This is a genomic window from Novosphingobium umbonatum, assembly GCF_004005905.1.
Taxonomy (GTDB): domain Bacteria; phylum Pseudomonadota; class Alphaproteobacteria; order Sphingomonadales; family Sphingomonadaceae; genus Novosphingobium; species Novosphingobium umbonatum.
In genome coordinates, this window is the sequence record NZ_SACO01000003.1 from 77465 (window position 1) to 91090 (window position 13626).

Here is a 13626-nt window from a genome sequence, read left to right on the forward strand (position 1 = left end):
CAGGGCCCTTAGCGGCATGAGCGGCGGATTTCCAGCCTGCATATGAACCCGCGCGGCACAGCGCCTGTAGATTGTTGGCAACAAGCAACATCCCCTTTGGTGCAAATGCCGGAGCGATGCCTTGACCGCTCGGCCCTGCGCGGTCATTGCTAGGGGCATGAACCAGACTTTGACTGATACGCCCGACCTTTCCGCCCTGTCTTTCGAGGAGGCGCTGCGGGCTTTGGAAGATGTGGTGCGCCGTCTGGAAAGCGGCGATGTGGCGCTCGATGATTCGATTTCGCTGTATGAGCGTGGCGAGAAATTGCGGGCGGCCTGTCAGGCCCGCCTTGATGCCGCGCAGGCGCGGATTGAACGGATCGTGGCGGGGCCTGATGGCAAGCCTGCCGGTACTAGCCCGCTAGACGGAGCATAAGGGAAGGACATGGCTGTGACGCTGGTAACCGATAATGTGCTGGCCGAAGGGCTAAAGACTATCCAGCGCGAGGTGGATGCAGCCTTCGATTCGCTGCTGCCCTTGCCGTCTGATCCGCGCAGCCGTTTGGTAGAGGCGATGCGTTACGCCACCATCGGCGGGGGCAAGCGTTTGCGGCCCCTGTTGCTGGCCGCTACGGCGGATATGTATGGCGTGGACCGCGATGCGGCCGTGCGGGCTGGCGTGGCGATCGAGGCGGTGCATGTCTATTCGCTGATCCACGATGATTTGCCCTGCATGGATGATGACGCCCTGCGCCATGGCAAGGCGACGCTGCATATCGCCTTTGACGAGGCGACAGCGGTGCTGGCAGGCGATGCCTTGCAGTGTTTTGCTTTTGAAGTGCTGGGCGATGTGGCGACCAGCGGCGATCCCTTTGTGCGGATCGAACTGGTGACCACACTGGCGGTGGCCAGCGGGCATAATGGCATGGCCGGTGGGCAGATGATGGATATTGCCGCCGAAACCTCCAGCTTTGATCTTTCCACCGTCACCCGCCTGCAACAGCTGAAAACCGGCGCTCTGCTGGGCGCGGCGGTGGAGATGGGGGCGATTCTGGGCAAGGTGCCGCATGAGGCGCGCAAACCCCTGCGGGCCTATGCGCGGGACATCGGTCTGGCGTTCCAGATCGTCGATGACCTGCTGGACCATGAGGGTGACGAGGAAGCCGCTGGCAAAGCCTTGCGCAAGGATGCCGAGCAGGGGAAGGAGACCTTCGTCTCGTTGTTGGGCCCCGAACGCGCGCGCGAACAGGCGCGGATGCTGGTGGATCAGGCGATCGGCCATCTGGCCACGCACGGACCGGAGGCGGACTTGTTGCGCGCCTTGGCCCGTTTCATTGTCGAGCGCGACCGTTAACTATCCAACACTTGCCGCTGCGCCTCTGTGGTTCTACCAAGCACAGAGGAGCAGCCGGCCAGAGAGGGTTATCGCGTGGCGCAAGAGCAGTTGACGCAAAAGGCGGAACGGGTTGGCATTTATCCCGGCACGTTTGATCCGATTACACTGGGCCATGCCGATATTATTCGGCGCGGAGCCAAATTGGTGGACCGGTTGATCATCGGGGTCACCACCAATCCTTCCAAAAACCCGCTGTTCACGCCCGATGAACGCATCGCCATGGTCGAGCGCGAGGCGGCAGTCTTGGGCTTGGACAATGTGCAAGTTGTGGGTTTCAACGCGCTATTGATGAAATTTGCCGAGAAGCAGGGGGCGAATATTATCATTCGCGGCCTGCGCGCGGTGGCCGATTTCGAATATGAATATCAAATGGCGGGCATGAACCAGCAGCTGAACGCCGGCATCGAGACGGTGTTCTTGATGGCCGATGTCTCGCTACAGCCGATTGCCAGCAAGTTGGTGAAAGAAATCGCGCTGTTTGGCGGGTCGATCAGCAAATTTGTCAGCCCCGCCGTGCGCGCCGATGTGTTGGCCCGCATTGATGAAGTGGGGCGCATGGGCGAGGATTGAGGCGTTTGCCCGACATTCGTTGCATTCCATTCATTGCCCCCATTCCATTCATTGCAACGTCAGGCTAGGCCAGCTAGACGCGCCGCAACACAGGCCGCCAACGCCCTTTTGCAAGAGAGCCGCATGACAAGTTCCCTTTTTGCCAAAACTGCCCTGACCCTTGCTTTGGGAACTTCCGTGCTGGTGGGCGGCTGCGCTCCTGGTAAGGACAAATTGGCCGCTGCGGCCAACAAGGCGGTGATCGCCGCCAAGGCCAAGCATTCGGCCAAAATCGATGCTGACATCACGCATGATCCCGAAAACGTCTTGCTGCTGGACTTGTCCAATGGTGGCCGCGTGGCGATCCGCCTGTCGCCCGATTGGGCGCCGGCGCATGTGGAGCGCGTGAAAAAGCTGACCCGTGAAGGTTTCTACGACGGCATCATCTTTCACCGCGTGATCGATGGTTTCATGGCGCAGACCGGTGATCCGACGGGCACGGGCGCGGGCGGCTCCAAGCTGCCCGACCTGAAGGCAGAGTTCAACGACATGCCCCATGTCCGCGGCAGCGTGGCCATGGCGCGCACCAATGAACCGAACACGGCCAACAGCCAGTTCTTCATCGTGTTCTATCCCCATTTCGCGTTGGACCGCCGCTATACCAATTTTGGCCGCGTGATTGCGGGCATGGATGTGGTCGATTCGGTTGTGCGTGGCGAGCCGCCAGCCAACCCGACCAAGATCGTTCAGGCCTCGATCGCAGCGGATAAAAAGCCGCGTCCTGTGGCCCCTGCCATTGCCGCCGGTGCCAAGATCAGCGCGGATGCCTTGTCCAACTCGCGCTCTAACTGAGCCAGAGAGATAGATTTTGCGCGTAGACCTGTTCGATTTCGACCTGCCTGCTGAAAATATTGCCCTGCGTCCGGCCAGCCCGCGCGATGCCGCGCGGATGCTGGTGGTGCGGCCTGATGGGCTGGTGGATAGCGGCGTGCGCGATCTGGCGCAGTGGCTGCGGGCGGGCGATGTGCTGGTGTTCAACGACACGCGCGTTATCCCTGCCCAGTTGGAAGGCATCCGGCGCTCGCAAAGCGGGGAGGCGCGCATTGGTGCTACCCTGCACAAGCGGTTGGACCTGCGCCGTTGGCAGGCCTTTGTTCGCAATGGCAAGAGATTGAAGGTTGGGGATGTCATTCACTTCCCCGCCGATGTTAAGGCGACTTCTGAAGAGCGCTTCGACGATGGCAGCTGGACCTTGGCCTTCCATGGCGAAGAGCCGGTGGAGGTTCTGCTGGAACGCGCAGGGCAAATGCCGCTGCCGCCCTATATCGCGGGCAAGCGCCCAACTGACGAGGCGGACAAGCGCGATTACCAGACCATGTTTGCCGCCAAGGATGGCGCGGTGGCGGCTCCAACTGCGGCTCTGCACTTCACGCCCAATCTGATCTCTTTGCTGGAAGAGGCTGGTATCGCGCGAGAATTCCTGACGCTGCATGTCGGCGCGGGCACGTTCCTGCCGGTGAAGGCAGATGATACGGCCGACCATGCCATGCATGCAGAATGGGGCACGATCACCCCCGAAGCAGCGGGGCGCTTGAATGCGGCGCGGGCTGCGGGTGGGCGGATTATCGCGGTCGGCACCACCAGCCTGCGCCTGCTGGAATCGGCTACTGGTGATGATGGCGTGATCCAGCCTTTCAGCGGCGATACGTCGATTTTCATCACGCCGGGCTATCGCTTCAAGGCGATTGATGGGCTGATGACCAATTTCCACCTGCCCAAATCCACCCTGTTCATGCTGGTCAGCGCGCTGATGGGGCTGGATGTGATGCAGGGTGCCTATGCCCATGCCATCGGCAATGGTTATCGGTTTTACAGCTACGGCGACTCCAGCCTGCTGCTTCCTTAATCGGCTTTGCGCATCATCCGCCGCCGCAGGGCAGGGTGATGCATCGCCACGCCAAACACCAGCGCCACACCGCAGCCGACCACCGTATCCCACAGCCGCGCCTTGATCAGCATGTCTGGCGCGATGCCTGCTTTGGCCTGCGCTTCACTGAGCGCAATGGCCAGTGGGGTGATGAAGATCACCGCTGTGCCAAAATGCCGGACGATCAGCATTTCGACCACGCAGGTCAGCCCCCCGATCAGCAGCGCCAATGGCCAGCCATGCAGCGGATGGGCCAGCATAAAAGACGCCAGCCCCAGCCCGACCACCGTGCCGATCACGCGATGCATATGCCGCGTCCAGACCTTGCGGAGCGAAATGGCCTGCACCACGGTCAGGCAACTGATCGGTGCCCAAAATGGTTTTTCCAGCCCCAGAAACAGCGCGAGCCATAGCGATAGGCCGCAAGCCACCCCGATCATCACAGGTTCAAAGCCCAAGGTTAGCCGGTTGAGCGGTGCTTGCGGCCGGTCGGGCGTAAACGGACGATGCCACAGGATGAACAGGCTGTAGAGTGTGCCAGTGACAAAGGCCAAAGCCGTGCCCAGAAACAGGATGCCGGTCCGCTGGGCGAAATGGGACGGGTCCGGCGTGATAAACAGCCCAATTGCGCAGGCCATCACGAAAAACAGCCCCGCTGGCGGTCCTTGGCGCAAGTATCGGCACATCACGGTGGCCGCAATCGCCACCAGCGTGATGGTCAAAGGTGCCAAAGCCGGAGCCAGAATTGCCGCTAACTGCCCCAGAGCAAAAGCGAAAGTGATCCCGAAGGCGCAAGCCATCAGCGTGGTCAGGCGCCGTGTCAGATCGCTAGGCGTCAAATAGGCAAAAATCATCGTACCCAGCGCCGCCGCGCCGCCTTCCGCCTCATGCCCCAGCCACCAACCGATCAGCAGTGGCAGCGCAGTGGTCACGCCTGCTGTAAAGGGCATTTGCCAGGGGCGGGGGCTGGGCTGGACATGGGACAGTTCGGCCCATTGATCGGCAAGGAAGGCGCGGGCGTTATCAGCGGGATTGGACATGCTTTCCCTCTTGCCTTGGCCAGCGCGCTTGTTCAACCTGTGTGCAGAAAAGTCGGATTAGGTTCGCAGGAATATTATGACTGGCGGCGGTGGGCTGCCTTGGCCGGAAGGGTGCGGGAAATGAGCAAGTTTGTAATGGGTGCGGCGCTGGTTCTGGCATCGCTTGCCTCGGCTCCGGCCATGGCGCAGGCGCCTGCTGCGGCTCCGGTCAATGACGAGGTTTCGCAGAAACTTGCCGAATGCGTGACCACCAAGGCGACGGCAGAGGATAAGGCGGCGCTGGCCAAATGGGTGGCGGTGGAGATTGCCTCAACGCCGGTGACCGCTGGGGCTGCGACGATTGATGCAGAGAAAAAGACGGCTTTTGATAAGGATACGGCGCATATCTTCACCCGTTTGGTAACCGTGGATTGCGTTGAATATACCAAGGTGCTGGCCAAGAGCGGTGGCGCGGCGGCTTTCCGTGCGGCGGGCGCGGCCATTTCACGTCTGGCCATTCGGGAGTTGATCGCCACGCCCGGCGTCAATTCCGCTATCGTGCGCAGCTATGTCACCAATCTCAATCAGGATGATTTCCGCAGGGTGATGCAGCCCTGATAGCTAGGGCTGGGGCTGGGGCTGGGCCGCCTATCCGGCGAACCAGCCCCATACCAGCTTGGCGGTCAGCGCCAGACTGACCACCACCAACAAGGGGCGGATGACCCGCGCGCCCAGCTTGGTGGCCATATGCGATCCGGCCCATGCGCCCGACATCGATCCCAGTGCCATGCACAGGCCCAGCGTATACAGGATCTTGCCCCCGAAGGCGAAAACCACCAGCGAGGCGACATTGCTGGTCAGGTTGAACAATTTGGTGAGGCCGGTGGCGCTGGTCAGCCCCATGCCGCGCAGGGAAACCTGCGTGATGGCAAAGAACTGGCCGGTGCCAGGGCCAAAGAAACCATCGTAAAAGCCAATGCCGCCCGCGATCGGCAGATAAGCTTTGGCCCCGATGCGCGGTTCGCCCGCATGGTCATGCATTTTCGGGCTGACCAGCGTGTAAAGCGCAATGGCAATCAGCATCAGCGGCACGATCAGTTTCAGCACCCCCGCATCCATCCGCTGCACCGCCCATGCGCCCAGCGCCGCGCCCGCCAGCACCGCCGCGACCGGCACCAGATTGGGGCGCAATTGGAACAGGCCCGCGCGGTGATATTTGAACGTGGCCAAAGCCGTCCCGCAGCTTGATTGCAGCTTGTTGGTGCCCAGCACCATCGCAGGCGGCAGGCCCGCATAGATCAGCGCAGGCACCGTAATAAGACCACCGCCGCCCGCCACCGCATCCACAAATCCCGCCACAGCAGCCGTGGCGGTAAGGGCGGGGTAAATCCAGTCGATGGTCATGAAGATCAGGCTCTCGTGAGGCAGATGTCGAAAGGAGAGACGCTAGCGGGGTGAAACACCCCCGTCCAGATTGCGCAACAATTGCCCGATGCCGCATTTCAGCGTAAGGCGCAGCCCCATGACCCGTTTTCAATTCCACATCCACGCCCGCGAAGGGCGCGCGCGCACCGGCACCATCACCATGCAGCGGGGCGAGATCCGCACGCCTGCGTTCATGCCGGTGGGCACCGCCGCCACGGTAAAGGCGATGAAGCCGGAAACCGTGCGCTCGATTGGCGCCGACATTATCCTGGGCAACACCTATCACCTGATGCTGCGCCCCGGTGCGGAGCGCGTGGCAAGGCTGGGCGGATTGCACAAGTTCATGAATTGGGATCGCCCGATCCTGACCGACAGCGGCGGCTATCAGGTGATGAGCCTGTCGGAGCTACGCAAGATCACCGAGGAAGGCGTGACCTTTGCCAGCCATATTGACGGCAGCCGTCACAATCTGACGCCCGAACGCAGCATGGAAATCCAGCGTTTGCTGGGCAGCGACATCGTGATGGCTTTTGACGAATGCCCCCGCGCCGATCAGGGCAAGGATGTGATCGAACGTTCCATGCTGATGTCCATGCGCTGGGCCCAGCGCAGCCGCGACGGGTTCAACAGCGGCGAGGAACATGCCGCGCGCTCGGCCCTGTTCGGCATCCAGCAGGGCGGTTTACACGAGGATCTGCGCGGCATTTCGGCAGCCAAGCTGCAGGATATCGGCTTTGACGGCTATGCCATCGGCGGTCTGGCCGTGGGCGAGGGGCAGGAGGCGATGTTCGCCACGCTGGACTTTGCGCCTTTGCAATTGCCCGATGACAAGCCGCGCTATCTGATGGGCGTGGGCAAGCCCGATGATCTGGTTGGCGCGGTGGAGCGCGGGGTCGATATGTTCGACTGCGTGCTGCCTTCGCGCTCGGGCCGCAATGGACAGGCCTTTACGTGGAATGGCCCGCTCAACATCCGCAATGCCAAACATGCCGAGGACACCGGCCCGATTGACGAGCGTTGCACCTGCTCGGTCTGCGCCACCTATAGCCGTGCCTATCTGCACCACCTGAACAAGGCGGGGGAGATTTTGGGCGCTATGCTGATGACCGAGCATAATCTGGCCTTTTACCAGCAATTGATGGCGGGCATGCGCGCCGCGATTGCCGAAAGTCGGTTTGCGGCCTTTGCCGCCGATTTCCGCCGGAACTATTTCGCGGGCAAGTAAATGCCCGAAGGGGCAGGTCTTTTTGCGGTCAGAAGCGTTTAGTTCCCATGGCATGAATTTGGGGAGATGACGGATGGTTTCTGGTCGCAAATGGATGGCTTGTGCGGTGATCGCCCTTTGGCCTTTGCAGGCGATGGCAGAGCAAGCCACCCCCGCCGCCAGTGGCGCGCCGATGGTCCCCGGTGGGCCGATGGTGGGGCCGCCCCGTGGAGATCATCTGACGCTTGGCCTCGGCACGCTTTATTCGGCGGGCTATGACGGCTCCAACCGCTATCGCGCGCGGGTTTTGCCGGTGATCGATTATGCCAAGGGGCGCTTCTTTGTGAACATGCGCCAAGGCATCGGTTTTCGTCTGGCCGAAACCGGTGGGCGCAAGGCCAGCGCCAGTCTGGCGGCGGGATTGACCTATGTGCCCGGTTATCGCCGTTCGGATGTGCCGGCGGGCGTGGGGCCTTTGCGTGCGGGTATGGGCCTGCGCGTTACGGCCAATGGGCGCGTGGGGCCACTGGTGGGTAGTCTTGGCGTTACCAAGCCGGTGCTGGGTGGCAGCGAGGGCGTCTTGGCCGATGCTTCCATCGGTATGCCATGGCGGATTGCGCCCAAGCTGGGGGCGATGACATCCTTGCGGCTTGGCTGGGCCGATGGCGATTATAACCGCGCCTATCATGGCATTGATGCGGTGCGCGCGGCCGCCTCCGGCCTGCCGCAATTCCGCCCCGGTGGTGGTTTGCGCGAAGTCGGCGCGCAGGTCGCCCTCAACTATCGCGTGACCGACCGGATCAGCCTGACCGCTTCGGGTGGTGTCAGCACCTTGCTGGGTGACATTCGCCACAGCCCGCTGGTCAAGGATGCGACGCAGCCGGTGGGGATTGTGTCTTTGTCCTATCGGTTCGGAAAGTAGTTGTTCGTGTCGATTGATCACTACCTCGCCACTTATGGCACTCTTGGGCCCGGTCGCCCCAATCATCACAAGCTGGCGCCTTTGGGCGGCATATGGCGGGATGGCGTGGTAAGGGGGCATCTTGTCGATGCAGGCTGGGGGGCGGCCATGGGCTATCCAGCGTTGAAACTGGAGCCAGAAGGCGAGGAAATCTTTGTGCAACTGTTGCATTGCGATTTGCTGCCGACGCAATGGGCCGCGCTCGATGCGTTTGAGGGTGATGGCTATCGCCGAGTTGCGACCACAGTTACCACTACCGATGGCACCTTTTCAGCTTGGATCTATGTCGCCGCCTGAAACGGTTGCACCCTGCCATCGGGCAGCAGCACTTCCAGCCTTGTGCCCAGATAGGCGCAAAACTCGCCGCTGCGCTGGGCCATAAAGCCTGCGCCGATGCGATAGGCTTGCGCCTTGGCCTGCATCAGGTCGGGATACCATTTGCCCACGCGGTGGGCGGTGACAAAGCGATAAAGTTTTCTCATGCCCGATCAACGCGATGGCCTTGGTCGGGTTCCTTTTGATGCGATCAGTTGTGGCGCTGCATCGGTGGTAGGATTCCAGCAAAACACCAGAAAACATCCAGCAAAAAAGGCGGCAGCCGAAGCCACCGCCTTTCCTGTTTGCTTGCCGTGATGGCAGGCCCAATTAGCGCGAATAGAATTCGACGACCAGATTGGGTTCCATCTTCACGGGATAGGGCACTTCGTCCAGCGTGGGAACGCGAACGAAGGTCACCTTGTCGCCGTCCTGAGCCACATAATCGGGAACTTCACGTTCCGGCAGGGTCAGGGCTTCGGCGATCAGAGCCATTTCCTTGGCCTTCTTGCCGAGGCTGATCACGTCACCGGGGCGAACGCGACGCGAAGCGATGTTGCACTTCACACCGTTCACATAGATGTGGCCGTGGTTCACGATCTGACGAGCCGAGAAGATCGTGGGGGCGAACTTGGAGCGATACACAACCGCGTCCAGACGCTGTTCCAGCAGACCGATCAGGTTCTGGCCGGTGTCACCCTTCAGGCGCGAAGCTTCCTGATAGGTAGCCTTGAACTGCTTTTCGGTGATGTCGCCATAGTAGCCCTTGAGCTTCTGCTTGGCGCGCAGCTGCAGACCGAAGTCCGAGATCTTGCCCTTGCGGCGCTGGCCGTGCTGGCCGGGGCCATACGAACGGCGGTTCACCGACGACTTGGGGCGACCCCAGATGTTTTCGCCAAGGCGACGGTCAATTTTGTACTTAGACGCGTGACGCTTCGACACTCGCCAATTCCTTCCTATTTGCTTGTTGCCCGGACATACTTGCAGATGAACCGCAAGCCGCGCCGGCCAGATGGATGTCCGGCGCGCACCTCATGAGCGGATCTCATGAGCGGCCACCGCTTCACCGGAGTGCGGGGCCAATGGAAAGCAGCGCCTGTGAACAGGCGCCGTCCTTGTGAAGCTGCGCCCTTGGCGACAACCAAGGCGTTTGTCAATCCGATTCGGGCGGATTTTCAGGCTTTGGTTGCGGCTTCGGGCGGGGTTGGGGCGCTTGGCCCGGTGTGCGTCCCATGGCCGACAGAATGCCGCGCATGGTCCGCACTTCCAGATGGTTCCACGCAGGCTTGGTCAGCAGGTTGCGCAAGGTAAGCCGCGTGACCGCCGCCCGCTTTTCGGGGAAGAAATAGTCGCGCGGTTCCAGCAGGGCTTCGAAATGGCCAATCATGCCTTCCAGTTCCTCCTGCGGGGCAGGGGGCAGGATTTCCTCCACCGGCGGCTGGGCAAGGCCGACATTCTTGGACCATTCATAGGCGCAAAGAATGACCGCCTGCGCCAGATTAAGCGAGGCAAATTCCGGATTGATCGGCACGGTGATGATGGCGCGGGCCAGCGCCACATCTTCGGTTTCAAGGCCGGAGCGTTCGGGGCCGAACACCAGCGCGCTGCGGGCATTGGTATGGGCGTGAACCTCCTGCGCGGCCTGTTCCGGCGTCAACACCGGCTTGGTCACGCCACGCTTGCGCACGGTGGTGGCATAGACATGGGCGCAATCGGCCACTGCCTCGGCCAGCGTCTCGAACACTTGCGCGCCTTCCAGCACGATGTCCGCCCCTGCCGCCGCAGGGCCTGCGCTGGGATTGGGCCAGCCATCGCGCGGCGATACCAGACGCAATTCGGTCAGGCCGAAATTGAGCATGGCGCGCGCGGCCTTGCCGATATTCTCGCCCAATTGGGGGCGGACCAGCACGATCACCGGTTTCATCGCTTTGTCTCCGCCGCATCACGGATCTGGCCCGCAAAGGCTTCAAAATCCTTCGCCTCGCCAAAATCGCGATAGACGCTGGCAAAACGGATATAGGCCACCGCATCCAGTTGACGCAGCCCTTCCATCACCATTTCGCCAATCACCTGGGAAGGCACTTCGCTTTCACCCAAAGTCTCGATCTGGCGCTGGATGCCGGACACCAGTTGGTCCAGCCTTTCCTGTGCCACGCCGCGCTTGCGGCAGGCGAGGGCCACCGATTGTTCGATCTTGGCACGGTCAAACGGTTCACGGCGGGGTTCGCTGCCCCCGCCGCTTTTTATCACGGTAATCTCGCGCAATTGCACCCGTTCAAACGTGGTGAAACGCGCGCCGCAACCCTCGCATTGACGGCGCCGACGGATGGACGTGTTGTCCTCCGTCGGGCGCGAGTCCTTAACTTGCGTGGTGTCGCAGGCGCAAAAGGGGCAGCGCAAACTTAGTAACCGAGCTTGGGATAGATCGGGAAGCGGGCGCAGAGGGCTTCGACCTCGGCAGCCACGCGGGCTTCGACCTGCGCGTCGCCTTCGGGGCCGTTCTTGCGAAGGCCATCAACCACTTGGGCGATCCACTTGCCGATCTGCGTGAACTCTTCCTCGCGGAAACCACGGGTGGTGCCAGCAGGCGTGCCCAGACGGATGCCGCTGGTCAGCAGGGGCTTTTCGTCGTCGAAGGGGATCGAGTTCTTGTTGCAGGTGATGCTGGCGCGGTCGAGTGCCTTTTCAGCGTGCTTGCCCTTGGCGCCATAGGGGCGCAGGTCGACCAGCATCAGGTGGTTGTCGGTGCCGCCCGACACAATGCCCAGACCTTCGGCCTGCAGCGAGGCGGCCAGCGCCTTTGCATTGGCTTTGATCTGCTGGGCATAGGCCTTGAATTCCGGCGTCAGCGCTTCACCAAAGGCCACAGCCTTGGCCGCGATGATATGCATCAGCGGGCCACCCTGCAGGCCGGGGAAGATCGCCGAGTTCAGCTTCTTGGCAATGGCTTCGTCATTAGACAGGATGATGCCCGAACGGGGGCCGCGCAGGCTCTTGTGCGTGGTGGTGGTGGTCACATCGGCAAAGGGCACCGGCGAGGGATGCGCGCCGCCAGCAACCAGACCCGAAATGTGGCTCATGTCGGCCAGCAGATAGGCGCCCACTTCATCGGCAATCTTGCGGAAACCGGCCCAATCCCATTCGCGCGAATAGGCGGTGCCGCCGCAAACGATCAGCTTGGGCTTGCACTCGCGGGCGATGCGGGCAACTTCGTCCATGTCGATCAGGTGGTTATCTTCGCGCACGCCATAGGGCACCACGTTGAACCACTTGCCGCTCATGTTCACCGGCGAACCATGCGTCAGGTGACCGCCCGAGTTCAGGTCCAGACCCATGAACGTATCGCCGGGCTGCAGCAGGGCGAGGAACACGGCCTGGTTCATCTGGCTGCCCGAATTGGGCTGAACGTTCGCGAACTTGGCGCCGAACAGTTCCTTGGCGCGGTCGATGGCGATCTGTTCGATTTCGTCGACATATTCGCAACCGCCATAATAGCGACGGCCCGGATAGCCTTCGGCATATTTGTTGGTCAGGATCGAACCTGCCGCTTCCAGCACAGCGGTCGAACAGATGTTTTCCGAAGCGATCAGCTCGATCTTGTCCTGCTGACGGCCCAGTTCCTTGTTGATCCAGCCAGCGATGACGGAATCGCGCTCAGACAGCGTGCCAGTGAAGAAGTCGGCGGGGCGAATATCGGTCATGGGTTGCGTGTCCTTATCAGAACGTGGGGGAGGTCAGCTTTTCAACGCGGCCAGCATGGCGGCCACCGCCGAATTCGGTGCTGAGAAAAGCGGTGAGGCAGGCCTTGGCCATATCGGGGCCGGTGAGGCGGGCGCCCATGGCAATGGCATTGGCATTGTTATGTTCACGGGCAAGAGCGGCCGACAGCGGCTCACCCACCAGTGCGCAGCGCAGGGCAGGGTGGCGGTTGACCGCAATCGAAATGCCGATGCCGCTGCCGCAAAGGGCCACGCCATAGGTCGCATCGCCCGAGGCTACGGCCTGTGCCAGCTTATAGCCATAATCGGGATAGTCCACGCGATCTTCGTTTTCCGGCCCCAGATCGAGCACATCATGGCCAGCGTCGCGCAGGAACTGGGCCAGTTCGGCCTTCAGGCCAACAGCGGCGTGATCGGAAGCGATAGCGATTTTCATGTTGCGGGTCCTGCTGAGGGATTCGCAAGCCCCTTAAACGTCAAGGCGCCCAATGGCCAGACCCATGCGCCCGTTCTTTAGGGTAGCCGGTCCAATAGCCGGTCATGAAGGCGTGACAGCAGCATCAGCGCCAGCACCGCGCCGGTTAGACAGCACAACATGTCCCATTGCGTGTCCCACGGGTCGCCCTGCGTGCCCAAAAACTCGTCTGCGCCTTGGCCCAGCGCCATAGCGGCGCCAAATTCAATGAGTTCGTAAGCGGCGCTGACGGTCAGGGCGCAGGCCAGCACCAAGCCTCTCAACATCCAACCGCGCCGAAGCCCCCCACCGCGGATCAGCATTTCCCGAAAGGCGATTGCGGGCACAAATCCCTGCATCAAATGGCCAAACCGGTCATAGGGGTTACGCGTCAGCCTAAGCCAATCCTGCAAGGCAAAACCAAAGGGCACGCGGGCATAAGTATAGGCCCCGCCCAACATGAGCACCAAGCCATGCCAGCCAATCAAGATAACCAGTAGCGGTGTGATGGTCCAACGTTGGCGATAAACCCAGAGAGTTGGCAGCACGATCAGGGTGGGGGCTATTTCCATCCACCATGTTGCGCGGTCAAAGGGATGTATGCCCGATAGAACAAGGCCTGCGATCTAGAAAAAGGTCAGCGCAGGCATTAGCGGGATTCCCGATGTTTTCATGGGA

General features: G+C 61.5%; 18 protein-coding genes. 9 read left to right on the forward strand and 9 right to left on the reverse strand.

Annotated features, from left to right (window positions below; translation table 11 throughout):
* Positions 1 to 157: 157 nt before the first annotated feature.
* The 5 genes from EOE18_RS04825 to queA all read left to right on the forward strand — a co-directional run bounded on the left by EOE18_RS04825 (position 158) and on the right by queA (position 3830).
* Positions 158 to 415: an exodeoxyribonuclease VII small subunit gene (locus EOE18_RS04825; protein WP_127706801.1), complete on the forward strand. Its 258-nt coding sequence runs from the start codon at positions 158 to 160 to the stop codon at positions 413 to 415.
* A gap of 9 nt (positions 416 to 424) precedes the next feature.
* Positions 425 to 1333: a polyprenyl synthetase family protein gene (locus tag EOE18_RS04830; RefSeq protein WP_127706803.1), complete on the forward strand. Its 909-nt coding sequence runs from the start codon at positions 425 to 427 to the stop codon at positions 1331 to 1333.
* Between the two features lie 75 nt (positions 1334 to 1408).
* Positions 1409 to 1945 (forward strand): pantetheine-phosphate adenylyltransferase, encoded by a 537-nt coding sequence (gene coaD, locus EOE18_RS04835; protein ID WP_246027267.1) that lies wholly within the window; start codon positions 1409 to 1411, stop codon positions 1943 to 1945.
* 123 nt (positions 1946 to 2068) lie between these two features.
* Positions 2069 to 2776 (forward strand): peptidylprolyl isomerase, encoded by a 708-nt coding sequence (locus EOE18_RS04840; protein WP_127706805.1) that lies wholly within the window; start codon positions 2069 to 2071, stop codon positions 2774 to 2776.
* A gap of 16 nt (positions 2777 to 2792) precedes the next feature.
* On the forward strand, positions 2793 to 3830 hold the full coding sequence (gene queA / locus EOE18_RS04845) for a tRNA preQ1(34) S-adenosylmethionine ribosyltransferase-isomerase QueA (protein ID WP_127706807.1): 1038 nt from the start codon (positions 2793 to 2795) through the stop codon (positions 3828 to 3830).
* Here the strand turns inward: queA and EOE18_RS04850 are convergent.
* Positions 3827 to 4891: an FUSC family protein gene (locus tag EOE18_RS04850; protein WP_127706809.1), complete on the reverse strand. Its 1065-nt coding sequence runs from the start codon at positions 4889 to 4891 to the stop codon at positions 3827 to 3829. The genes queA and EOE18_RS04850 overlap by 4 nt on opposite strands.
* A 120-nt stretch (positions 4892 to 5011) precedes the next feature.
* Here EOE18_RS04850 and EOE18_RS04855 point away from each other — a divergent pair, with 120 nt between their 5' ends.
* The gene (locus EOE18_RS04855; RefSeq protein WP_127706811.1) at positions 5012 to 5488 is read left to right on the forward strand and encodes a hypothetical protein; all 477 of its coding nucleotides are present in this window, start codon (positions 5012 to 5014) and stop codon (positions 5486 to 5488) included.
* 30 nt (positions 5489 to 5518) lie between these two features.
* Here EOE18_RS04855 and EOE18_RS04860 read toward each other — a convergent pair whose 3' ends face one another.
* The gene (locus tag EOE18_RS04860; RefSeq protein WP_127706813.1) at positions 5519 to 6274 is read right to left on the reverse strand and encodes a TSUP family transporter; all 756 of its coding nucleotides are present in this window, start codon (positions 6272 to 6274) and stop codon (positions 5519 to 5521) included.
* A gap of 118 nt (positions 6275 to 6392) precedes the next feature.
* On the opposite strand from EOE18_RS04860, the gene tgt reads away from it, so the two are divergent.
* The 3 genes from tgt to EOE18_RS04875 all read left to right on the forward strand — a co-directional run bounded on the left by tgt (position 6393) and on the right by EOE18_RS04875 (position 8757).
* Positions 6393 to 7520: a tRNA guanosine(34) transglycosylase Tgt gene (gene tgt, locus EOE18_RS04865; protein ID WP_127706815.1), complete on the forward strand. Its 1128-nt coding sequence runs from the start codon at positions 6393 to 6395 to the stop codon at positions 7518 to 7520.
* Positions 7521 to 7593: 73 nt separating this feature from the next.
* Positions 7594 to 8421 carry a MipA/OmpV family protein gene (locus EOE18_RS04870; protein WP_127706817.1) on the forward strand — a complete coding sequence of 276 codons (828 nt, stop codon included), beginning with the start codon at positions 7594 to 7596 and terminating at the stop codon, positions 8419 to 8421.
* A 6-nt stretch (positions 8422 to 8427) separates the two neighbouring features.
* The gene (locus tag EOE18_RS04875; protein ID WP_127706819.1) at positions 8428 to 8757 is read left to right on the forward strand and encodes a gamma-glutamylcyclotransferase family protein; all 330 of its coding nucleotides are present in this window, start codon (positions 8428 to 8430) and stop codon (positions 8755 to 8757) included.
* On the opposite strand, the gene EOE18_RS04880 is transcribed toward EOE18_RS04875, so the two are convergent.
* From EOE18_RS04880 to EOE18_RS04910, 7 genes are all read right to left on the reverse strand, one after another.
* Complete coding sequence (locus tag EOE18_RS04880; RefSeq protein WP_127706821.1) at positions 8742 to 8942, reverse strand: hypothetical protein; 201 nt, start codon at positions 8940 to 8942, stop codon at positions 8742 to 8744. The genes EOE18_RS04875 and EOE18_RS04880 overlap by 16 nt on opposite strands.
* Positions 8943 to 9105: 163 nt before the next feature.
* Complete coding sequence (gene rpsD, locus EOE18_RS04885; protein WP_127706823.1) at positions 9106 to 9717, reverse strand: 30S ribosomal protein S4; 612 nt, start codon at positions 9715 to 9717, stop codon at positions 9106 to 9108.
* Positions 9718 to 9928: 211 nt separating this feature from the next.
* A complete protein-coding gene (locus tag EOE18_RS04890) occupies positions 9929 to 10699 on the reverse strand; it encodes an RNA methyltransferase (RefSeq protein ID WP_127706825.1) in 771 nt (256 codons plus the stop codon).
* Entirely contained in the window at positions 10696 to 11175 is a 480-nt protein-coding gene (gene nrdR / locus EOE18_RS04895) for a transcriptional regulator NrdR (protein ID WP_127706827.1), read from the reverse strand. The genes EOE18_RS04890 and nrdR overlap by 4 nt, the downstream gene beginning before the upstream one ends.
* Before the next feature lie 2 nt (positions 11176 to 11177).
* Positions 11178 to 12476 (reverse strand): serine hydroxymethyltransferase, encoded by a 1299-nt coding sequence (gene glyA / locus EOE18_RS04900; RefSeq protein ID WP_127706829.1) that lies wholly within the window; start codon positions 12474 to 12476, stop codon positions 11178 to 11180.
* Positions 12477 to 12492: 16 nt separating this feature from the next.
* Complete coding sequence (gene rpiB, locus EOE18_RS04905) at positions 12493 to 12930, reverse strand: ribose 5-phosphate isomerase B (protein WP_127706831.1); 438 nt, start codon at positions 12928 to 12930, stop codon at positions 12493 to 12495.
* Positions 12931 to 13007: 77 nt separating this feature from the next.
* Positions 13008 to 13574 (reverse strand): DUF2238 domain-containing protein, encoded by a 567-nt coding sequence (locus EOE18_RS04910; protein WP_484213843.1) that lies wholly within the window; start codon positions 13572 to 13574, stop codon positions 13008 to 13010.
* Positions 13575 to 13626 lie beyond the last annotated feature (52 nt).